Annotated in this window: 18 protein-coding genes; 11 read left to right on the top strand and 7 right to left on the bottom strand. The window is 71.6% G+C overall.

The annotated features are described in order from the left end of the window. Nucleotides 1–73 precede the first annotated feature (73 nt). From ACWD38_RS18010 to ACWD38_RS17985, 6 genes are read left to right on the top strand one after another with little or no spacing between them, the layout of a single operon-like run. Entirely contained in the window at nucleotides 74–556 is a 483-nt protein-coding gene (locus tag ACWD38_RS18010; RefSeq protein WP_343071473.1) for an NADH-quinone oxidoreductase subunit B family protein, read from the top strand. After that, a complete protein-coding gene (locus tag ACWD38_RS18005) occupies nucleotides 553–2,571 on the top strand; it encodes a proton-conducting transporter transmembrane domain-containing protein (protein ID WP_450124495.1) in 2,019 nt (672 codons plus the stop codon). The genes ACWD38_RS18010 and ACWD38_RS18005 overlap by 4 nt, the downstream gene beginning before the upstream one ends. Then, nucleotides 2,568–3,524, top strand: coding sequence for a respiratory chain complex I subunit 1 family protein (locus tag ACWD38_RS18000; protein WP_450124494.1), 957 nt, complete (start codon nucleotides 2,568–2,570; stop codon nucleotides 3,522–3,524). Before ACWD38_RS18005 ends, ACWD38_RS18000 begins: the two co-directional genes overlap by 4 nt. Before the next feature lie 48 nt (nucleotides 3,525–3,572). After that, nucleotides 3,573–4,235: a hypothetical protein gene (locus tag ACWD38_RS17995; RefSeq protein WP_184480253.1), complete on the top strand. Its 663-nt coding sequence runs from the start codon at nucleotides 3,573–3,575 to the stop codon at nucleotides 4,233–4,235. Further along, complete coding sequence (locus tag ACWD38_RS17990) at nucleotides 4,235–5,710, top strand: proton-conducting transporter transmembrane domain-containing protein (RefSeq protein ID WP_450124493.1); 1,476 nt, start codon at nucleotides 4,235–4,237, stop codon at nucleotides 5,708–5,710. The genes ACWD38_RS17995 and ACWD38_RS17990 overlap by 1 nt, the downstream gene beginning before the upstream one ends. Next, nucleotides 5,707–7,218 (top strand): hydrogenase large subunit, encoded by a 1,512-nt coding sequence (locus tag ACWD38_RS17985; RefSeq protein WP_450124492.1) that lies wholly within the window; start codon nucleotides 5,707–5,709, stop codon nucleotides 7,216–7,218. The genes ACWD38_RS17990 and ACWD38_RS17985 overlap by 4 nt, the downstream gene beginning before the upstream one ends. Here ACWD38_RS17985 and ACWD38_RS17980 read toward each other — a convergent pair. The 4 genes from ACWD38_RS17980 to ACWD38_RS17965 are packed head-to-tail and all read right to left on the bottom strand — an operon-like array spanning nucleotide 7,215 to nucleotide 11,378. Next, nucleotides 7,215–8,165 (bottom strand): PfkB family carbohydrate kinase, encoded by a 951-nt coding sequence (locus ACWD38_RS17980; RefSeq protein WP_184480245.1) that lies wholly within the window; start codon nucleotides 8,163–8,165, stop codon nucleotides 7,215–7,217. The two genes, ACWD38_RS17985 and ACWD38_RS17980, sit on opposite strands and share 4 nt — an antisense overlap. Then, nucleotides 8,162–9,637 (bottom strand): purine-cytosine permease family protein, encoded by a 1,476-nt coding sequence (locus ACWD38_RS17975; protein WP_450124491.1) that lies wholly within the window; start codon nucleotides 9,635–9,637, stop codon nucleotides 8,162–8,164. The genes ACWD38_RS17980 and ACWD38_RS17975 overlap by 4 nt, the downstream gene beginning before the upstream one ends. A 5-nt stretch (nucleotides 9,638–9,642) precedes the next feature. Continuing rightward, the gene (locus tag ACWD38_RS17970) at nucleotides 9,643–10,659 is read right to left on the bottom strand and encodes an ADP-ribosylglycohydrolase family protein (protein ID WP_450124490.1); all 1,017 of its coding nucleotides are present in this window, start codon (nucleotides 10,657–10,659) and stop codon (nucleotides 9,643–9,645) included. Continuing rightward, the gene (locus ACWD38_RS17965; protein WP_343071470.1) at nucleotides 10,656–11,378 is read right to left on the bottom strand and encodes a GntR family transcriptional regulator; all 723 of its coding nucleotides are present in this window, start codon (nucleotides 11,376–11,378) and stop codon (nucleotides 10,656–10,658) included. Before ACWD38_RS17965 ends, ACWD38_RS17970 begins: the two co-directional genes overlap by 4 nt. A gap of 20 nt (nucleotides 11,379–11,398) precedes the next feature. Here ACWD38_RS17965 and ACWD38_RS17960 point away from each other — a divergent pair, with 20 nt between their 5' ends. Next, entirely contained in the window at nucleotides 11,399–11,959 is a 561-nt protein-coding gene (locus tag ACWD38_RS17960; protein WP_450124489.1) for a nitroreductase family protein, read from the top strand. 141 nt (nucleotides 11,960–12,100) lie between these two features. Here the strand turns inward: ACWD38_RS17960 and ACWD38_RS17955 are convergent, their stop codons facing one another. Next, the gene (locus tag ACWD38_RS17955; protein WP_184480236.1) at nucleotides 12,101–12,814 is read right to left on the bottom strand and encodes a haloacid dehalogenase type II; all 714 of its coding nucleotides are present in this window, start codon (nucleotides 12,812–12,814) and stop codon (nucleotides 12,101–12,103) included. A gap of 378 nt (nucleotides 12,815–13,192) precedes the next feature. On the opposite strand from ACWD38_RS17955, the gene ACWD38_RS17950 reads away from it, so the two are divergent. Then, nucleotides 13,193–15,937 carry an AAA domain-containing protein gene (locus ACWD38_RS17950; protein ID WP_184480233.1) on the top strand — a complete coding sequence of 915 codons (2,745 nt, stop codon included), beginning with the start codon at nucleotides 13,193–13,195 and terminating at the stop codon, nucleotides 15,935–15,937. Nucleotides 15,938–15,967: 30 nt separating this feature from the next. Here ACWD38_RS17950 and ACWD38_RS17945 read toward each other — a convergent pair whose 3' ends face one another. Further along, nucleotides 15,968–17,254, bottom strand: a complete 1,287-nt coding sequence (locus ACWD38_RS17945) for an aspartate aminotransferase family protein (protein ID WP_184480230.1) — start codon at nucleotides 17,252–17,254, stop codon at nucleotides 15,968–15,970. Nucleotides 17,255–17,339: 85 nt separating this feature from the next. Between ACWD38_RS17945 and ACWD38_RS17940 the strand changes: the two genes are divergently transcribed. Beyond that, complete coding sequence (locus tag ACWD38_RS17940; protein ID WP_184480227.1) at nucleotides 17,340–18,290, top strand: LysR substrate-binding domain-containing protein; 951 nt, start codon at nucleotides 17,340–17,342, stop codon at nucleotides 18,288–18,290. Nucleotides 18,291–18,435: 145 nt separating this feature from the next. Here ACWD38_RS17940 and ACWD38_RS17935 read toward each other — a convergent pair whose 3' ends face one another. Continuing rightward, entirely contained in the window at nucleotides 18,436–19,032 is a 597-nt protein-coding gene (locus ACWD38_RS17935) for a TetR/AcrR family transcriptional regulator (protein WP_184480224.1), read from the bottom strand. A 184-nt stretch (nucleotides 19,033–19,216) separates the two neighbouring features. Here ACWD38_RS17935 and ACWD38_RS17930 point away from each other — a divergent pair, with 184 nt between their 5' ends. Both ACWD38_RS17930 and ACWD38_RS17925 read left to right on the top strand, forming a co-directional pair. Then, on the top strand, nucleotides 19,217–20,089 hold the full coding sequence (locus tag ACWD38_RS17930; protein WP_343071469.1) for an alpha/beta fold hydrolase: 873 nt from the start codon (nucleotides 19,217–19,219) through the stop codon (nucleotides 20,087–20,089). 151 nt (nucleotides 20,090–20,240) lie between these two features. Further along, entirely contained in the window at nucleotides 20,241–21,527 is a 1,287-nt protein-coding gene (locus ACWD38_RS17925; RefSeq protein WP_343071468.1) for a glycoside hydrolase family 5 protein, read from the top strand. Nucleotides 21,528–21,685: the final 158 nt, after the last annotated feature.

Below are 21,685 nucleotides of genomic sequence, written 5' to 3'. Positions count from 1 at the left end.
GTCGCCTGCCGAGATCCGGCCCTGCCGGTCGGCGGGGTGACCGCCGCGCTCCAAGGGGAATTGGGAGCACCCTGTGCTGAATTTGTGGCGCAAGATCCGCAGGACGGGGCGGGTGGCCGAACCCGCGCCGCCGAAGCCGGGCGACGAGCCCGCGCTCGCGGCGGAATTAGGCGGGTCGGTGCAGATCCGGCACGTGGACGCGGGATCGTGCAACGGCTGCGAAGTCGAGATCGGCTCCGCGTTCGGTCCGGTGCACGACGCCGAACGCTACGGTGCCCGGCTGGTGGCCTCGCCGCGGCACGCTGATGCGGTGCTGGTGACCGGCCCGGTGACGCGGAACATGGCCGAACCGTTGCGGCGGACCTTCGAAGCGCTGCCGGAACCGAAGTTCGTGGTGGCCGTCGGCGACTGCGCCCGCAACTGCGGCGCGTTCGCCGAGGCGTACGGGGTCGAAGGCGCCGTGCGGGACGTGGTGCCCGTCGACGTGGAGATCGCGGGTTGCCCGCCTCGCCCGGAGCAGATCGTCGAGGGCCTGCGGAAGTTGACCGGTCGATGAACCTCGTCGAAGCGGGCCTCGGTGCGGCCGTGGCCGCCGGGCTGGTCAGTGCGTTGCTGGCCTTGACGTTCCCGCGGCGGATGCGTCCCGTCCCGGTCGGGGTGGGGACGGCCGTCGTCGGGGCGGGCGGTGCGGTCGCGGGGGCCGGCGCCTTGGCCGGGCAGTCGTGCTCGGTGGAGTTCCCGGCGCTGTTGCCGCTGTTCGGCGCGTCGTTCGCGGTGGACGAGTTGAGCGGCCTGTTCCTGGCGGTGACCGGGGGTGTGGCGATCGCGGTGGCGGTGTACGGCATCGGGTACGCCCGCCACGGGCTCGACGGCAGGTGCGTTCAAGCGATGACGCCGTTGTTCGTGCTGGCGATGCTGCTGGTGCCGACGGCGGACAGCGTCGGCACGTTCTTGGTGTGCTGGGAACTGATGGCGCTGACGTCGCTCGTGCTGGTGCTCGCCGAGCACCGGCGTCGCGACACCGTGGTGGTGGCGGGGCGCTGGTACGCCGTGATGACGCACCTCGGCGCGGTCGCGATCATGATCGGGCTGCTCGTGCTGGCGGGGCACGCCGCCGATGATTCGTTCCCGGCCCTGCGAGCCGCCGCGGCGACGCTGACGCCGACCGCAGCAGGCGTCGTGTTCGTGCTGACCTTGGCCGGGTTCACGTCCAAGGCCGGAGTCCTGCCGCTGCACGCCTGGCTGCCGCGGGCGCATCCCGAAGCTCCGAGCCACGTGTCGGCGCTGATGTCGGCGGCGATGGTCAACCTCGGGATCTACGGCATCGCCCGGGTCGGTTTCGACCTGCTCGGCGGCGGGCCTGCCTGGTGGTGGCTGCTGGTGCTCGGGCTGGGCGCGCTGTCCGCGGTCTACGGGATCTTGCAGGCAGCCATGAGCGCCGATCTCAAGCGCCTGCTGGGGAATTCGACCACCGAGAACATGGGACTCGTGCTGATCGGGCTCGGAGCGGCCGGGCTCTTCGCCTCCGGGGGAGATCGGGTGCTGGCGGGCGTGGCCCTGGCCGCGGCTCTGCTGCACGTGATCAACCACGCCGCCTTCAAGACGTTGCTGTTCCTCGCCGCCGGGTCGGTGCTGCGCGCCACCGGCAGCCGCGATCTCGACGAGCTGGGCGGGCTCCGGACGGGCATGCCGGTGACCACGTGGTGCTTCGGACTCGGAGCGCTGGCGGCCTCGGCGTTGCCGCCCGGGACCGCGTTCGTCAGCGAGTGGCTGTTGCTGCAGGCCCTGATCCACGGGCTGCCCGCTTCGGGCGGGGCCACGGCGATCGTGATGCCGGTGGCGGTCGCCGCGGTGGCGCTGACCGCCGGGCTGGCGGTGGCCACCTTCGTGAAGGCCTTCGGCGTGGGGTTCCTGGCCCGGCCGCGCAGCAGCGCTGCCGCGGAGGCGGTGGAAAGCCCGCCCGGCATGCTGGCCGGGATGGGATTGGCGGGTGCGGCCTGCGTCGTGCTCGCGCTGTTGCCGAGCGCGGTGCTGCCCGCCATCGCGTCCGTGAGCACCGCGATCTCGGGTCGCGCGCAACCCGCCGTGAGCGGCCTGATCACGTTGCGGTTGAACGGGGTCGCGGGTGCGCTTTCGCCGTTGCTGCTCATCGCAGCACTGCTGGCGGTCGCCGCCGTCTTCTTCGCGGGGGTGCGGCTGATCGCGGCACGACGAGCCCCGCGCGCCGCGCGGTCGTGGGACTGCGGTGCGGGACCCTTGCCCGCCCGCACGGAGTACACGGCGACGTCGTTCGCCGAGCCGCTGCAACGGGTCTTCGACGACGTGGTGCAACCGGAACAGGACATCGACGTGACCCACCACCGGGAATCGAGCTACCTGGTGCACGCCGTCGAATACCGCCAGCGGGTGCCCGATCGCCTCGAACGCCGCGTTTACGAGCCCGTCCTGAAGTTGTTCGCGGCCTGGGGCGAAACCGCCCGGGGTCTGGCCAACGGCAGCATGCACCGCTACCTCGGCTACGGCTTCTACACCGTGTGCGGGTTGTTGATCTTGCTGGTGGTGATCCGATGAACGCGCTGGGCGTGATCGGCGGGATTCTCCAGTGCCTGCTCGTGATCGGGGGAGCACCGCTCCTGATCGGGATGATGCGCCAGGTCCGGGCACGCCTCGAAGGCCGTGCCGGGGCCGGGATCGGCCAGCCGTGGCGAGACCTGCGCAAGCTGCTGCGCAAGGAATCGATCGCACCGCACGGCACCGGCGAGGTGTTCCGCGTCGCGCCGTTGCTGCTGGTGTCCACGACGGCGGTGGTCGCGCTGGTGGCTCCGTTCGTGACGACGTCGTCGGCCGTGAGTCCGGTGGCCGACCTGTTCGCGGTGGTCGCGCTGCTCGCGCTGGGCACCGTCGCGCTGGCGCTGGCCGGGCTGGACACCGGCACCGCGTTCGGCGGCATGGGCGCCAGCCGAGAGATGACCATCATCGCCCTCGTCGAGCCGACGCTGCTGGTGTCGATCTTCGCGTTGTCGGTGCGGGTCGGATCCACGGATCTGGGGGCGATCGTCACCTCCGCCTTGCACGACCCGGCGCGCGTGATCTCCCCGGTCAGCCTGCTGGCCGCGGTCGCGCTGGGTGTGGTGATCATCGCCGAGACGGGCCGGCTCCCGGTGGACAACCCGTCCACGCACCTGGAACTGACGATGGTGCACGAGGCGATGACCCTGGAGTTCGCGGGCCGGGACCTCGCCCTGGTCGAGTGGGCCTCGGCGATGCGGCTGACCGTGTTCCTCGGGCTGCTGGCGAACCTGTTCGTCCCGTGGGGCATCGCGACCAGCGCCGCGCCGCTCGCCCTGCTCGTCGGGGTCGCGGCCTTCGTCGCCAAGGTGGCGCTGCTCGGCGGCCTGCTCGCGGTGGGCGAGGTGTTCGCGGCCAAGCTGCGCCTGTTCCGGGTGCCCGAGTTGCTGGCCGGTTCGTTCCTGCTCGCGCTGCTGGCCGTCGCCGCGTCCTTCTTCCTGGCACAGCCGCACTGACAAGCATCCGAGGAGAAGCACCATGACGACCGACCACCCGAGATCGCGATGAGCCACGACCTCTACGTCCAGCTGCTGGACCTGGCGTGCGGACTGCTGCTGATCACGTCGGTGCTCGTGCTGTGGCGGCGGGAGCTGACCGTCATCATCCGCGTCTTCGCGCTGCAAGGAGCGGCGCTGGCGGCTCTCGTCGCGGTCCTTGCCGTGCGGGACGGGTCGGTCGAGCTGGGGGTCGTCGCGGTGGGACTCCTCGTGCTCCGCGCGGGAGTGCTGCCCGCTCTGCTTCGACGGGCGCTGGCGGCAGCCGGTGAGCAGCGGCGGGACGTCCGGCCGTTGGTCAACGTGGCGTCTTCGCTGCTCGCCGCCGCGGTGCTGGCGCTACTGGGCCACGCGATCTCGCGACCCCTGGTGGCGTTGGCTCCGTCGGCGGCGACGCAGGCCGTCCCGGTCGGCATGACCGTGGTGCTGATCGGCTTCTTCGTCCTGGTCACCCGGCGGCGCGCGCTGTCCCAGCTGGTCGGGTTCCTGCTGATGGACAACGGCATCACCGCGGTCGGCTTCCTCACCACCTCCGGTGCGGGACCGGCCGTGGAACTGGGGGTGTCCCTGGACGTGCTGATGGTCGTGCTGGTGCTGCAGATCCTGACGACGCGCATGAGGGACACCTTCGGCGACACCGACCTCGACGAACTGAGGGAGCTGCGCGACTGATGACGCCCCTCCTCCTGGCTCCCATCGCCGTTCCCGTCCTCGGCGCCGTGATCTACGCGTCGGCCGGATGGCGTCGCGCCACCGCCGGGGTGAGCGCCGCGAGCGCCGCCCTCGTGCTCTGCGCCGCCGTCACGATCGCCGTCGAGGTCGTCCGCCACGGCCCGCGCACCGCGTTGGCGGGCTCGGTGCGGGTGGACGCGCTGAGCGCGTTCATGCTGGTCGTGATCGGAGCGGTCGCCCTCCTGGCCACGGCGGCGACACCTGGCCACCTGCGCACCGAGATCGCCGCCGGGCGGGCCGGCGCCCGGACCGCCGCGCGACATTGCCTGCTGGTCCAGTTGTTCCTGGCGGCCATGTCGCTGGCGGTGCTGGCCGCGAACCTGGGCGTGCTGTGGGTCGCCGTCGAAGCCACCACCGTCGTGACCGCGTTCCTGGTGGGACAGCGGCGGACCCGTTCCGCCGTGGAGGCGGCGTGGAAGTACGTGGTGATCTGCTCGACGGGCATCGCGTTGGCGTTGCTGGGCACGTTCCTGCTCAACTACGCCGCGCAGCACGCGGCGCCCGGAGCCGGTCTGGACTGGGCGGAGCTGACCGCCGTCGCCCACGGCCTCGATCCGGACGTCACGCGTATCGCAGTCGTGCTCCTCATCGTCGGGTTCGGCACCAAGGCGGGGTTGGCGCCGTTGCACGCTTGGCTGCCCGATGCGCACAGCCAAGCACCGGCGCCCGTGTCGGCGTTGATGTCGGGAGTGCTGCTGTCGGTGGCCTTCTACGCGATCCTGCGGGTGAAGGTCATCGCCGATGCCGCGCTGGGAACCGGATTCGCACAACTGCTGCTCGTGGTGATCGCCGTGATGTCGCTGGTGCTCGCGGCGTCACTGCTGCTGGCCCAACGCGACTACAAGCGGATGCTGGCCTACTCCAGCATCGAGCACATGGGCCTGCTGGCCCTGGGCACCGCGGTCGGTGGACGCGCCGCGATCGCCGCCGTCCTGCTGCACGTCCTCGGCCACGGATTGGCGAAGGGCGTGCTGTTCCTCGGCGCCGGGCGCATCCTGCAGGTCACCGGAACCAGCCGCATCGACCAGGTGCGCGGCCTGGCCGAGCGCGAACCGGTCTTGGCCGGCTGCTTCGGATTCGGCGTCCTCGCCCTCATCGGATTGCCCCCGTTCAGCCTGTTCGCCAGCGAGCTCGGCATCGCCCGAGCGGGGTTCACCGCCGGGCTGGGCTGGGCGGTAGCCGCTGCTCTCGTCCTCGTCCTGGTGATCGCCGCGGCGTTGGTGACGCACACCGGCCGCATGGTGCTCGGCGCCGCTCCCGAAGCGCCGGGCGCCGCCACGGCTCCTCGGCGAGCCCCTGCCTTCGCCACCGCGGTGCTGGTCGTCGGCCTGGTGGCCTGCGCTGCGCTCGGGGTCACGGCCGGACCGCTGACCCCGCTGTTGTCCCTTGCCGCCGACCTCGTGGGAACGCCATGACCACACCTGAAGACCACACGCCCGGTCATCGGCGCACCGCGCGCACGATCCGGCCGGACGAGGTGCCCGAACAGGCGGGCGCGCTGCTGGACGCCGGATTCCGGACCGCGCTGATCGCCGGGCACGACGACGGCGACGCGTTGCGGGCCGTCTACCTGTTCACCCTGGCCGACACCGACCGCCGCGTAGAGCTGCACGTCCCGCTCGATCGCGACCACCCGCACGTGCCGAGCCTGGCCGGGATGTCGTTCCCCGCCGGTCGGTTCGAACGCGAGATGCGCGACCTGTTCGGGATCGTGCCCGACGACCATCCGCTGCCGCGCCGATTGGTCCGGCACTTCCACTGGCCGCAGGGCTGGTACCCCATGCTGGACGGTGCCGGAGCGCCCCCGGAGTTCGGCGACGTGGAGGGGCCTTACCCGTTCCGCACGGTGGAGGGTCCCGGCGTCTACGAGATTCCGGTGGGGCCCGTGCACGCGGGCATGATCGAGCCGGGGCACTTCCGCTTCTCCGTCGTGGGCGAGACCATCCTCAACCTCAGAGCCCGTCTCTGGTTCGTCCACAAAGGACTTGAGAAGCTGTTCCACGGGCGCAGGCCCGAGGACGGCTTCGAACTCGCCGAGCGGATCAGCGGCGACACGGCCGTCGGGCACGCCCTCGCGTACTGCCAGGCCTTCGAAGACGCCCGGTCGCTCCATGTCCCGGTGGATGCTCAGCGGCTCCGCGCGATCCTGCTGGAGCTGGAACGCCTCTACAACCACGTCACCGACCTCGGCGCGCTGTGCAACGACGCGGGGCACGGCGTGCTCAACGCCCACGCCGGGCGCATCCGCGAACGGCTGCTGCGGATCAACGACGAGGTTCGCGGCCACCGCCTGCTGCGCGGTGGCGTCCACCTCGGCGGGGCGGCGGTCCGGCGGCTGCCCGACACCGGCGCGCTCGCCGCCATCGGCGACGACGTAGCGGAGCTCGCCGCGCTAGCGCTCGGCCACAGCGTCGTGCGCGACCGCTTCTCCGGTACCGCGGTCCTCACCCGGGAGCAGGCCGTCGACCTCGGGACGCTGGGCTACGTCGCCCGCGCCAGCGGCGTGGCCGTCGACGCCCGGCACGACCACCCGGCGCTCCCGGAACCGGGGGAGCGGCCCTCCCACAGCCGCACCGACGGCGACGTCCTGGCCCGTTTCACCGTGCGTACCGAGGAAATCGCTCACTCCATCGAGCTGATCACGCGCCTGGTCGGTGAGCTCGACGGGCGCACGACCTCCGGTACCCCCGAAGCCACCGCGGACGCCGCCGGTTCCGGAGTGGGCATCGTCGAAGGCTGGCGCGGCACGATCGTGCACCGAGTGGAACTCGCCGCCGACGGCACCCTGGCGCGGGTCAAGGTCGTGGACCCCAGCTTCCTCAACTGGCCCGCTCTGCCCGTCGCGCTGAGCGACACGATCGTGCCGGACTTCCCGTTGACCAACAAGAGCTTCAACCTCTCCTACGCCGGCAACGACCTCTAGCTCCGGCGAGTCGTCCCGTCCCGCAGCGCGGTGTCGATCTCGGCGGTGGTGGGCGCCGTGGCGGGGCCGGAGCGGGTGACGGCGATGGCCGCCGCGACGCTCGCCCGCCGGACCGCGGCGGGGAGGTCCTCCCCGGCGGCCAGTCGCGCGCACATCACGCCGGCGTGGGCATCGCCCGCGCCGTTGGTGTCCACGGCCTCGACCTCGGGGGCGGGGCAGTTCACCACGTCCTGGCCGGGGCGGGCGAGCAGGGCGCCGCGCGATCCGGCGCGCAGCACCACGGTGCGGCCGGTGGCGGTGGCGAGCGCCGTCGCCGCGTCCGCGCCGTCCGCCTCCGATCCCAGGCGCCGCAACAGGATCAGCGCTTCCTGCTCGTTCGTGGTCCACACGTCGGCGCGGTCCAGCAGGACGCGCACCGCGTCGAGGTCGACGTCACCGATCACGGGGGCGGGGTCCACGACGACGGTGCACCCGGCCGGGACCGTCGGCAGCCACTCCAGCAGCGCCGCGCGGTTGGCGTCGTGCACGAGGGAGTAGCCCGACGCGTAGACCACGTCGCCCTCGCCCGGGTCGGTGCCGCGCAGCCGGGCCACGTCCACCGCGCCTTCGGCTCCGGCGGTGGACACGAACGTCCGCTCCGCGTCGTCGTCGACGAGGGCGACGCTGAACCCGGTGTCGATGCCCGGATCGGCCGGGCCGGTGAGCTCCACGTCCTCGGCCGCGAGCGCCGCGCGCACCACGTCCCCGAACGGGCCGGTCCCGTGGCCGCCCGCGTACACCACGCGAGCACCGTCGCGCGCGGCGGCGAGCATGACGTTCACACCGCCCCCGGCGAGGAATTCGTGCCCGGAGGCGAACACGTCACCGCCTGCAGCGGGGACCGCGGGCACGCGCAGGACGAGGTCGACGACGGCCTGCCCGGTGTGGATGACGCGGCCGGTGCTCATTCGTCACCCGCCGCGGACCGGAGGCCGAACACGGCGTAGAGCGCCCCGCCGACGACGGCCGCCGCGATCCACGCCATGCCGTTCACGCCGATCCACGTGTCGTGCAGCGGTCCCGTGTACCACGGAACATCGCCGGGGGTGACCTGCATGAACAGGGCCGCGAAGACGATGGCGGCCAGCCACGGTCCGAGGGCGGACCAGCGCACCCCGCCGGTGTAGTAGTAGGCGCCCCTGCTGGTGAGGTCGAGCAGGCCCTCGGGGTCGTAGTGGCGGCGGCGGATCAGGTCGACCAGGAAGATCCCGACCCAGGCGGAGATCGGCACCGCCAGCAGCGAGATGAACGTGGTGAACGGACCGTAGAACCCGTCGGCGACGAGCAGGAACAGCAGCGACCCGATCGTCGTGACCACGACGTCGACGATCACCGCCCACACCCGCTTGACCCGCAGGCCGAGGGTGAGCGTGGTCAGGCCCGCCGAGTACACCGACAGGTGGTTCGACAGCAGCAGGCCGATGAACGAGATCACCAGGTAGCCGACGGCGACCCCGAGAGGCAGCGTGTCCCGGATGGCGTCGAGCGGATTCGAGGACGAGGCGATGGCCGCGTCGGACGCGCCGAGCACCGAGCCCATGCTGATCATGATCACCAGCGGGATGCCCGCACCGGCCGACGCGGACATCACCAGCGGCAGCGCGCGCACCGTCGGGGCCTGGTAGCGGGCCATGTCCGCACCGGAGTTCGCCCAGCCGATGCCGGTGCCCGCGACGATGGTGCCGATCCCGGTCAGCACCGCGGCGAGGCCACCGCTCGGCGCGCGTCCCACCTCCGCCCAGTCGATGTTGACGACCAGGTACGCCAGGATCAGCAGGTTCGCCGCGCCGAAGATCCAGGTGGACCACTTCTGCACGACCAGGATCACGGCGTGGCCCATCCCGGACACGGCGACGGTGAAACCGACGAACAGCGCCACGCCCGCGACGGCGACCAATGGCGCGGACTTCGCGTCGCCGCCGGTGCCCGCGAGCAGCGACACGCTGGTGACGATCGCGAGCGCGGCCGTCGAGGTGTTCACGGTCTCCCAGCCGAGCCGCGACACGAGTGCGACCGCGGTCGGCCCGGCGTTGCCCCGGGTGCCGAACACGGCGCGGGAGAGGGTGAGGCTCGGCGCCCCGCCGCGACGACCGGCGATGGAGATCAGGCCGACCACGGCGAACGAGCCGAACGAGCCGATGATCGCCACGACGACCGCCTGCCACGCGGACAGGCCGAGCGCGACGAGGCTGACGCCGAGCGGCATGCCGACCACGGAGATGTTCGCGGCGAACCACACCCAGAACAGCTCCAGCGGGTTCCCGCGGCGTTCGGGGACGGGAACGGGTTCGATGCCGCGCTGCTCCACCGCGCCGAGCGCACCGGCGCGCGGGGGCTCCACCGGACTCGCCGCCGGAGATCCGGTCGGGGTCTCGGACACGGGGGTCACCTCATCTTCGTTGACGATCGCCGCACGGCGAGGAGCCGCCGCGCGAGTGGTGCCGGGTCGAGGTCGTTGACGTCGAGCACCCGGCGCACCGCCGCCTCCGGGAAGGCGCGGATTCCGTGCACGGCACCGAGAACGGCCCCGGCCATGGCGGCGACGGTGTCGGTGTCGCCGCCGAGGGACGCCGCGGTGCACAGCGCGTCGAACGGGGACTCGGCGCCGCGCTCGACGAGCAGGAGCGCGGCCACCACGGACTCCTGCGACTGCACCGAGGTGCCGACGACGTCGTAGAGGAACGACTTGAAGTCCTCGTCGCCGAGGCGGTGCGCGTGCGGGCTGAACGCGTCCAGCCGTTCCGCGACGGAGCCGCCTGCCACCCAGTGCCCGCGAGCCTCGCCGTCGCGCGCCGCGGTGGTGGCGGCCTTGAGCGCTCCCGCGGTGTCGGCCCCGTCGATGCCGGCCGAGACGGCGGCGGCGATGGCGCAGGCCGCGGAGATCCCCAGGCCGGTGTTGTGCGTGACCCGGCTGGCCTCGACGACCGCGTCGATCAGGCGGCCGTCGCGGGCGTGGGCGATTCCGACCGGGGCGATGCGCATCGCGGCGCCGTTCGTGGTCCCGTAGCGGCCGGTGTCCTCGATGGAGGCGCCCGCCTGCAGCTTCGCCAGGGCCGCCTTGGTGGACGGGCCGAGCAGGTCCAGCGAGCCGCGCTCGATCATCACCTGCTCCCAGGCGATGAGCTCCGCGGCGAAGGCGTGCGGATCGATGCTCCCGGCGCCGTCGGCGACCAGGCGCGCGACGATCATCGCCTGGTCGGTGTCATCGGTGACGGAGGCGGCGGGCATCCCGGGGGCGATCGGCTGATCGGCGGCGCCGTCGGCGAAGTCGTCGATCCGGCCGTAGCGCTCGCGGACCAGCTCCCGCGGCATGGACTGCGTCGGCATGCCCAGGGCGTCGCCGATGGCGAGGCCCACCAGGGCGCCGTGCGCGCGGTCGAACGCGGGATCCGCGGCGGTCACCGTTCTTCCCCGAAGTTCGACGCGAGCGTGAAGTGCCGCGGGTCGAGCAGCGACACGACGTGCTCGGCGAACCGGCCGTCGTCGGTGAAGGAGGTGCGGGCGGTGCGCAGGAAGGCGGTTCCCGCGTCGTGGCCCAGGATCTCGGCCTCCCGCTCGTCCAGCGCGTGCACGTCCGCGCTCTGCGTGCCGCGCGTCGACAGGTACCCGGCCTGCACGAGGGTCTGCGAGATCGAGCCCTGGATCAGGCCGGTCTCCGGCAGTTCCGCGAGGCGTCCCTCGGCGGGGAGGGTGGCGCATTCGAAGGAGATCGGCTCGACGGTGTCCTTGCCGGAGCGCAGCAGCCGGACGCGGCGGACCGCGATGCCCTGCTCCAGCCGGACGTCCTCGGGCAGCAGCGGGATCTCGGAGCGCTGCACGCGCTCGATGCCGAGGACGGCGACGGCGACGGTGCTGCCGGTGCCCGCGAGGGATTGCGCCCAGCCGCGTTCCTGGCTCAGCTGGTGCCCGTCGAAGATGACGAACGAGCCGCGCCCGGTCTCCGTGACGATGAGGCGCTGGTGCTGGAGCTCGCTGAGCGCCTGCCGCACGGTGCCCCGGGACACGTCGAACTCCTCGGCCAGCCGCAGCTCCCCGTCCAGCTTGTCGCCGGGCCGGTAGTGGCCGTCGCGGATGCGCCGCGTCAGGGTGTCGACGATCTGCTGCCGCTTCCCCGGAGACACCTGTCTATACATGTTGGTACATGTACACCAGTATCGTTCTCGAAGGCAAGGACGGCGTCGCGATTCCACCCTTCCGCGCCGGACGGGCGCGCTGCTCGCGGCGCACGACGAGGAGCGGCGTACGCCCGACTTTCACCGATACCTACGGCGACGGCGTCCACTCGGCGCGTTCGCAGCACCACGGCGCGACGCTGTACGGAGTCCTGGGCATCGCGCGGTCCGACCGCGAACGCCGGAACGAGGTCGTGCGCGACAACTTGAGGTTCTACGGCGCCCCGCACGTCGCGTTCCTGTTCATGCCGCGGCTCGGCGGCGGAGTGCGCGCCGCGAGCGACGTCGGGATGTACGCGCAGAACTTCCTGCTGTCGCTGCGCGGGCGAGGTTTCCACGGCATTCCCCAGGCCGTGCACGGCCTGGACGCCGCTACCGTGCGCGAGGCGCTGGGCGTGCCGGACGAGCTCAAGCTGCTGTTCGGGATCTCGTTCGGCACGGCCAGGCCGGACTCGCCGGTGCGCAGCCTCGATGTCGGCCGGGTTCCGCTGCAGGCGAGCGTGGTCCTGCACGACACGCCCCTCTGGTGAGCCCGCGCGGTCGCCGTCGCCGGTGACCGCACCGCCGACGCGGGCGCCGTCGAACCGGCGTGGGCCCGGCACGTCCCCGGAGCCGTACCGAGCCGGTCGACGGCGAGCCCCGCGGCCCCGTCGCAGACGTGCCGCGCGGCGTCAGCAGCCCAACCGGGTGGCCAGGTCAGCGGCGGAGGTGGCGGCGAGGTCGCAGGTGGTGTCGGCTGCGCGGTCCGCCTCGCGGTGCGGGCCCTTCTCCGCGGGGCGTTCCAGGAAGGCGGTGCGCAGTCCGGCGGCGCGCGCCCCGTCGAGGTCCCAGCCGTGCGCGGCGACCAGCAGCACTTCGTGCGGCGCGACGTCGAGCAGCCGCGCGGTGGTCAGGTACGGACCGGCGGCGGGCTTGTAGCTGCGCGCGAGTTCGGCGGACACGATCGCGTCGAAGGGCAGGCCCGCGGTCTTGGCGAGTTCGACCAGCAGCCCGAATCCGCCGTTGGACAGCGCCACCACGGTGTACCGGCGCCGCAACCTGGTCAGCAGCTGTTCGCTGTCCGGCCACGCGGGCAGCCGGTGCCAGGCACGCACCAGCCGGACCCGGTCGGCCTCGTCCACGACGTCGGCCACCCCGTGCTCGGTGAGCAGGGCGTCGAGCGATTCGCGGTGCAGCGCGTCGAGGTAGGCCCACTCGCGTTCGCCGTCGTTGACCCGCGCCATCGACGGCAGGTAGCGCTCGCGCCAGGAATCGGCGAACGCCGCCGGGTCGAGGTCGACCTCGCGGTGCGCGAAGACCTCGCCGACCTCGGTGGTGATCCCGGTGTGCCAGTCCACGGCGGTGCCGAAGACGTCGAACGCCACCACGCGCACCTCGTCGAGCATGCCCTTGCCCCTTCCATGCGGTTCCGGGGCGTCACCGCCCTTGCCACGAGGGTGGGCGCTTTTCGGCGAACGCGCGAGGGCCTTCCGCGGCGTCCTCGGACGCGAGCACCACCTGGTAGCGCGGGAGCGTCCCGCCGCGCAGCAGGTGCCACCCGGATTCGACGTCGCACGCGCCGGATCTCCTTGATCGCGGCGATCGCCGGCGGAGCCGCAGGCGAACTCGAATCGCACGTGTGCGGCATCTCGGCGGAACGGGGGCTCCCGGATTGCCCCGAACGGGCGTTAAAGCTTTCGGGCGCCCGGCCCCGGCGGCCAGCATGGCCGAGGTGAAGATCGATCGGCGGAGGGGCGCGAGTGGTGGATCCGCGCGGTGAAGCAGTGCTGATCTCGGATCAGTCGACCGGGCGGTTCCAGGATCGGACGGCCGACATCGCCGGAGTCGAGCCGCTGCCGGACGGCCGCGTGGGCATCATGTTCAACGGTGGCAAGCGCTATCCGTACGGGGCGAACCGGGTGCGTGTTCTCCGCGATCCGCAACACACCACGCTCAGCGGGGACCTCCGGGCCGAGGTGTGCGGCACGGTCTGGGACAGCGCCATCGAGGTCGCCACGTTCGCGGGACCCGAGGGCGGGTGGTCCAGGGTCTTCTACCGAAGCGGTGAGGGGGTCAAGCACCGCGCTTATCCGGCTTTCCAGGTGCGCGTCCTCACCTCCGCAACCGCAACCGGGGCGGCGGCCGACGTGTTCCGCTATTGGCGGGCCGTGGTGGCCGGGCTTCCCGACGATGATCCGCTGGTGCGGCCGTACCGCAGGTTGAGCTTCGTCGACCCGGAGAGCGCGCTGGGGGCGTACCTGGCCGGCAGGCCGATCGAGCGTCGGGAACCGGCCGGTGTCCCGATCTTCCCGTTCCGGTGCAACCTGAGCCAGCGCCAGGCGGTCGAGAACGCACTCACCTGTTCCGCCTCGGTCATCGAAGGGCCGCCGGGGACCGGCAAGACCGAGACCATCCTGAACCTGATCGCCAACATCACGGTGCGGGACGAGACCGTCGGCATCGTGTCGCACACCAACTCGGCCGTCGACAACGTGCGGGAGAAGCTCGAAGAACTGGGTTTCGGGCACGTGCTCGCGAGTCTCGGCAAGATGGAGAAGCGCAAGGCGTTCTTCGCCGACCAGGCCACGCGCAACGCTCAGGTCGCCGCGTTCGCCGCGGAGACCCCGCCCCCGCCGGATCCGCGGCGGCTGGCCGACGTGGATCGGCGGCTGCGTCGGCTGCAATCCGGCGAACGGACCCGGGCCGAGCGACGGCACGAGATCGCGGCGCACCGCTTGGAGCGGGAGCACTTCGAACGGCATCTGCACGGCGACGAGATTCCGGACCTCGCCGGTCTCCCGCTGCTTCGCCGCTCGTCCGGCCGAATCCTCGACTACCTGGCCGAGAGCGAGCTGGAGCGCAATGGCGCGCGTCCAGGGCTGTTCCGGCGGATTCGGAAGTACTTCCGGTACGGCTCGGTGCGCGGCCTCGACCCGGAGGACACCGAGGTGGTCCTCCGGTTGCAGCGCGCCTACTACGCCAAGCGGATCGCCGAGCTGGACGAGGAGATCGCCCGGCTCGACGACGAGTTGCGACGAGCGGACTTCGACCGGCTGGCGCAGGAACATCGGGACTTGTCGGTGCAGGCGCTGCACGCGCACCTGGGCGAGCGGTACCGCGGACTGGCGCGCACGGTGCACGACGGTGACCAGTACCGGCGGGGCAAGGAGTTCCGCCGATTCATCGAGGACTACCCGGTCCTGCTAAGCACCTGCCATTCGTTGAGCTCCAGCATCGCGAGCGGTTTCCTTCTCGACTACCTGATCATCGATGAGGCGTCCCAGGTCGACCCGCTCGTGGCCGGACTGGCGTTGGCGTGCTGCCGCCATCTCGTCGTGGTGGGAGATTCTCGGCAGCTGCCGCCCATCCCGATCGCTTCCGCGGCCGACCACGTGGCACCGAGCCCCGCCTACGACTGCAGGAAGAGCATCCTCGAATCGCTGCGGGAGGTGCACGGCGACGAACTCCCGAGGGAACTCCTGCGCGAGCACTACCGGTGCGACCCGGCCATCATCGGGTTCTGCAACAAGAAGTTCTACGACGACGAGCTCATCCCTTACACGTCCGGTGGCGACGGCCGCCCGATGATCGTCGTGCGCACAGTCGAGGGCAACCACATGCGCCGGCACCGGACCGGGGGACGTTCGAACCGGCGCGAGCTGGAGGTCATCCGAGCCGAGGTGATTCCCGCTCACTGCGCGGAAGTCGATCCGGCCGACATCGGCGTCACCACGCCCTACCGGCTCCAGGCGGACAAGGTTCGCGACCTGCTCGACCAGATCGCCTCCGACACCGTGCACAAGTTCCAAGGCAGGCAGAAGAAGGTCGTCGTGATGACAACCGTCCTCGACGAGAGCTGGCCCGGTCGCAGCGGTCTGCCGTTCGCGGACGATCCGCACCTGATCAACGTGGCGGTGTCCCGGGCGATCGAGCGCTTCATCCTGGTGACGAACAACGACATGATGCCGACCAGCCGCCACATCCGGGACCTGGTCGGGCACATCCGCTACCACGATCTCGACGAGGACGTCGTCGACAGCGCGGTGGTCTCGATCTTCGACCTGCTCTACCAGCGGTATTCGCAACGGCTGCGGTCCTTGGCCGGGCGACTGCGCAACGAGCGGGCCTACAAGTCCGAGGACATCGCGTGGACCGTGCTGCACGACATCCTCGCCGAAGAGCGCTACCAGCACCTGACGGTCGTGGCGCAAGTGCTGGTGCAGAACCTGTTCCCGGATCTCAGCGTGCTCACCCCGGAGCAGGCGAAGTACGTCGGGCATCGGGCGTCGGTCGACTTCGTCGTCTACAACCGCGTGACGAACCGGCCGCTGCTGGCGATCGAGGTCGACGGTTTCGCCTTCCACGAGAACAAGCCGGAACAGCTGCGCCGGGACGAGCTGAAGAACCAGGTCTTCCGCTTCCACGACATGCCGCTGCTGCGGTTGCCGACCACCGGAAGCGGGGAGCAGCAGCGGATCCGGCAGGCGCTGGACGACGCCGAAGCCCACTGGGCGCGGCCGATCAGCTGAGCCGATCGGCCGCGCCGGAACCCGCGAGCGTCAGGCGGTGGTTTCGGTCAGTGCTGTGCCGAGGATGCTCAGGCCGCGGTCGATCTCGTCGTCGGTGGCGGTGAGCGGTGGGGCGATGCGGAAGGTGCCGCCCATGCCCGGCAGTTGGACGATGTTCATGTGCAGGCCCAGTTCGGCGCAACGGCGGGTGACGGCGGTGCCGAGCGCGTCGGCGTCGCCGCCCGCCGGGGTGTCGACCAGTTCCAGGCCGACCAGCAGGCCGCGGCCCCGGACGTCGCCGATAGCGGAGTGCTTCTCGGCGAGCTCCAGCAGGCCGTCGCGCAACCGGGCACCGAGCTCACCGGCGCGCAGGTCGAGGCGGTCGCGGCTGAGCACGTCCAGCACGGTGTTGCCCACCGCGGCCGGGAGCGGATCGTTGACGTGCGTGGTGAAGAACAGGAACCCGCGGTCGTGCGCCCGCTGCTCGATGTCGGCGCTGGTCAGCACGGCGGCCAGCGGCAGCCCCGCGCCGAGGGTCTTGGACAGGGTGAGGATGTCGGGCACGACGCCGTCGCGCTCGAAGGCGTACCAGTCGCCGGTGCGGCACAACCCGGTCTGCGCTTCGTCGATGATCAGCAGCATCCCGCGCTCGTGGCACTTGTCCCGCAGCGCGGCGAGGTAGCCCGGTGGCAGGTCGACGACGCCGCCGGAGCTCAGGATCGGCTCGACCAGGCAGGCCGCGAGGGCGCCGACGGACTGCGCGTCGATCAGGTCGAACCCGAGGTCCAGCTGCCTGCGCCAGTCCAGGTTCCCGTCGGCGTCGACGATGTCCGGGCGGAACCGGTCCGGCACGGGCAGGGCGAAGTTGCCGGGAGCGGCGGGGCCGTACCCGCCGCGACCGGCCACGTAGGTGGCGCCGGCGGCGGCCTGCGTCATGCCGTGCCACGAACGCGCGAACGACACGACCTCGTGCCCGCCGGTGACGAGCTTCGCCATCCGCAGCGCCGCCTCGTTCGCCTCCGCGCCGGTGGTCAGCAGCATGGTCTTCTCCAGCGGCGCGGGAACGGAGTCCGCGAGCCGCCGGGCCAGGTCGAGGACGGGACGCGACAGCATGCCGCTGTAGAGGTGGTCGAGTCGTCCCACCTGCTCGTGGACGGTCGCGACGATCTCCGGGTGGGAGTGCCCGAGGATCGCGCTCATCTGCCCGGAGGTGAAGTCGAGCAGTTCGCGGCCGTCCTCGGTGAACACCGAGCTGCCCGCGGCGCGATCGATGACGGCCGGGCTGAAATCGCCCCGGCCCGAGTAGCGGATCAGGTGGGCGGCGCTGTTGTGCGGCATGACGACAACGCTACGAACGCGGGTCCATGCGCGTCCATCACACGATGTCGACGTTTCTGTTCGGCATTGCCGCACAATGGGAGGGGTGTTGAACCCGTGGCGCCTGCGCCTGCTCGGCCTGCTCGACAACCTGGGAACGGTCCGGGCGGTGGCCGACACGCTGCACCTGAGCCCGTCGACGGTCTCCCAGCAGCTGGCCGTGCTCGAAGGCGAGACCCGGACCCAGCTGCTGGAGCGCTCCGGTCGCCGCGTGCGGCTCACCCGCAGCGGCATCGCGCTGGCCCGGCGCGGGCGGGAGATCCTGGACCGGATGGCCGAGGCGGAGGCCGAGCTGCGCGCCCTGAACAACGAACCGATCGGCACCGTCCGGCTCGGCGTGTTCCAGAGCGCGATCCCCACCCTCGCCGTACCGGTCGCGGCCCACCTGGCGCACTCGCACCCGCACCTGCACGTGGAACTCATCGAATCCGAACCGCACGAGAGCGGCGCGGCGCTGCGCACCGGCGAGGCCGACGTGATCGTCACGACCACCGACTACGTCGAGTTCCCCTGGGGCAAGGACCTCGACCTGATCCCGCTGGGCACCGACCCGGTCGTCCTGGTCCTGCCCGCGGAGCACCCGCTCGCGAAGCGCCGGGTCGTGGACCTCGCCGCCTGCGCGGAGGAGACCTGGGCCTGCGACCGGCCCGGTTCCTACATGGCCGAGCTGACCTTGCGCCTGTGCCACGAGTCCGGCTTCGAACCTCGGGTCGCCTGCCGGTTCAGCAACATCCTGCTGCTGCTCCAGCACGTCGAAGCGGGCCGCTCGCTCGCGCTGCTGCCCGGCCTCGCGGTGGCACCAGGGCATGCGGTCGTCACCCGTGAACTCACCACGCCGGTGCACCGCAACGTGACCATCGTGGTGCGCCGGGGCACGACGTCGCGGGCCGGGGTGAACGCCGTCGTCGAAGCCCTGCTCGCCCACGCCGACATCCCCGCCCTGTCCGCACCGTCCACTCAGGACGCAATGCGAACTCCGGAGGAGGACGCGGAATGAGGCGGAACTCCGCCGTCACCTCCGTGGGTGAGGCGCATCGTTGCGGATCGGTGGGGTGACCTGCGCGCTGAGGACGTCAACCTTCTGCTGAGCCGACGGACCTCCGATCTCCGCCGAAGTGCTCGTCATGCGCGTTCTCGAACGCTCACAAAGGGTCCAGGCGGAGTGTTGCGACGGCTGTGATCGCTTCGAACGCGCGGTCCAGGGCGGGGCCGAAGTCGGCGTTCTCGTCGGTGGACCACACGGTCCAGGCCAGTTCGAACGCGAGCACGGTCGCTCCGGCGACGGCCTGGGCCTGCAGCACGTCGGGCACCCAGTCCAGCAGGGCGGAGGTGAGTTCTTCGCGTTCCACGTCGTTGAGCGAGGCCAGCCGTGCGCGCACGGGCGCCGCGGACTCGATCAGGTGCGCGCGCTTGCGCAAGGCCGCGGCGTCGGCGTTGATCGCGTCGACCACGGGGTCGAACGCGCGGCGCACGGTCGCCCACACCGAATCGCCGGTCGAGGCGTCGGCGGTGCGCACGCAGTCCGCCGCGGAGATCCGCGTCGCCCGCACGGCGGCGACGATCGCGTCCTCCTTGGAGTGGAAGTACCGGTGGAACGTCGCTCGGGACACCCCGATCTCACCGGCGATGTCCGCGACCGTCGTGTTCTCCAGGCCGACGTCGGCGATGTAGTCGGCCGCCGCCTTGGCGAGCTCCGCGCGGAGGAGCTCCCGGCTGCGCTTGCGTACGCCACTGGACATGGACCGAGTCTAAACAGTGATACTCTGAGTCCGCAGTGAGACAATGTCTCACTCATGCGAGGGTGCGCAGGTGCTCCGCGAGAGCGCGATCCGGTCGATCGTTCGGAGTGTCCTGTTCGGACGATCGGGGCCGTTCGCTCCTCGCGCCCCGCAAGGCCGAACGACACCGATCCGGGAGCAGGCAGTGGTCGACGAAGCAACGCGACAGCACCGAGCGCAGGACCCGCGCACCGGTTCCTCCTCGGATTCCGATGCCGCCGCTCCGGAAGCGGTCGGTCCCGCCGTGCTGCTGCTGGCCGGTGGCGTGGAATCCGCGCACGGGTACTTCCCCGGCCTGGTCGAAGGACTCACCGCGGACCCCGGCTGCCGCGTCATCCTGCACGACCGCCCCGGAGCGGGCGAGGGCGAAACCGTTGGCACGCTGCAGGAAACGGCACACGCGCTGCACGCCACCCTGCGGGAAAGCGCCGCGGGGCCGGTGGTCGTCGTCGGCCACAGCCTCGGCGGAGCGTTGGCCGCGCTGCTCGCCCGCGACCACCCGGAGGACGTCGCGGGACTCGTGCTGCTGGACCCCACCCCGATCAACGCCCCCGGCATCACCGTTCGGCTGGAGCGGGTGTGCCGCACGATGGCGGTCGTCCTCCGCGTCCCCGGCGCGCGCCGGATCGCGTCCGCGTTCGTGGGCCGGTACATGGAGGCAGAGGTGCGGCGCCTCGGGCTGCGGCCGGACTGCGAAGCGGCGTTCCGGCAGATCTCGCGAGGTGCGCTCGACTTCGCCGGGCTCGCCGCCGCGCTGGTCGGGGTCGGAGCGCTGTCGGCGAACTTCCGGGAGGCGGACCTGCCACGCGTCCCGGCCGCCGTCGTCTCCGCCGAACGCAAGCCCGCCAGCGAGGCCCGGCGCGCGCACCAGCGGCTCGCGTCCGCCCTCGGGACGAGCCCCATCATCTGGCCCGGCGCGACGCACGCGGTCCACCTCGACCACCCCGACGACACCCTCGCCACCATCCGCGACGTCGTCACCCGCGCCACGCCGTCCGCGGAGCGGGATCGGACGTGATCGGTCGCGGTCCGCGGGTTCTTCCGGGCTGAACGGGAAAAGCGGGGATTTTCCGGATCTCCGCGGCGTGGTGATCGCTGTGAGGATGGGGCTTGCGCCGCCGGTCCGCGGATCGGCCGATCCTCAGGGAGCCGATGATGGAGATGCTCGCGTGATCGCCAACGCGCTCGCCGCCGTGCTCGCGGCCTCGCTGCTGGCACCGGCCGCACCGGCGGCGGGGGAGCCGGACGACTCGTGGACCGGGCCGCTGCACACCGAGGGCAGCAGCATCGTCGACGCCGACGGCGACCCGTTCAAGCTGAAGTCCGGGAACTGGCACGGCGCCAGCGGCACCTGGAACGGCAGCGGCGACGTCGACGACCCGGCCAACCACCACGACGGTGAGAACGGCAACGGCATCCCGCTCGGCCTGGACCGGGCTTCGATGAGCGACATCGTCGGCAGCTTCCAGGAACTCGGGATCAACAGCATCCGGCTGCCGTTCTCTAACGACATGATCGACGACGAGGCGGCCGTGCCCGACGACGCGGTCGCCGCGAACCCGGAACTGCGCGGCAAGACGCGGCTGGAGGTCTACGACGCCGCCGTCGAAGCGCTCACCGGCAGCGGTCTCGCCGTGATCCTGAACAACCACACCAACACGGCTCGCTGGTGCTGCGGGGTCGACGGCAACGAGCGCTGGAACAGCGCGCAGAGCGACCAGGAATGGGAAGAGGACTGGCTGTTCATGGCCGGTCGCTACGCCGACAACTCGCGGGTGGTCGGCGCGGACCTCTACAACGAGGTGCGCCGCGACGTCTTCGACGACCCGAACTGGGGGCTCGGCGACGAGCACGACTGGTTCGCCGCCTCGCAGCGCGCGGGAGACCGGATCCTCGACGAGGCCAACCCGAACCTGCTGATCATCATCGAGGGCATCAACTGGACCGGCCTCCCGGTCGACGGGCTGCCGCACGAGCGGCCGACGCTGGAACCGGTGCGGGAGCTGTCGCACGAGCTGGTGAAACCGGACAAGCTGGTCTACTCGGCGCACTTCTACGGCTACACCGGCCCCAATCACAGCGGCGCCACCGGTACGGGCGAGACCACCGATCCGCGCTACCAGGACATGTCCCGCGACGAGCTCTACGACGTGCTGCGCAGGCAGGCGTTCTTCGTCACCGAGGACGGCATGCCCTACACGGCGCCGCTGTGGATCAGCGAGTTCGGCGTGGGGCGCGGCGAGCAGGATCCGAAGGCGCGCGCCTGGTTCGAGAACTTCGTGGACTTCCTCGTCGACAACGACGCGAACTTCGCCTACTGGCCGCTGGTCGGCTGGCAGGAGGGCGGCGAGACCGACGGCTGGGGACTGGTGCACTGGGACGAGGCGGGCGACCGCATCACCCTCGACGACGCCGACTGGCGCACCGGCGCCTGGCGCCGCTTGACGGGCGGCTGATCCGAGGCCGGGGCGCCCGAGGCCCGTTCGGGCATCCGGCGCCCCCGGGGAATCGCCCGCGGGCGCAGTTCCTCCCGCGCGCTGTCGCCCGTTTTCGCCGGGGGGGGGGGGGGGGCATCGGGTACGGAAGAGCACACGAGTTAAAACCCTTAACCATA

This window comes from Saccharopolyspora sp. NPDC002578 (genome assembly GCF_053592695.1).
This window is presented reverse-complemented; position numbering and strand designations above follow the sequence as displayed.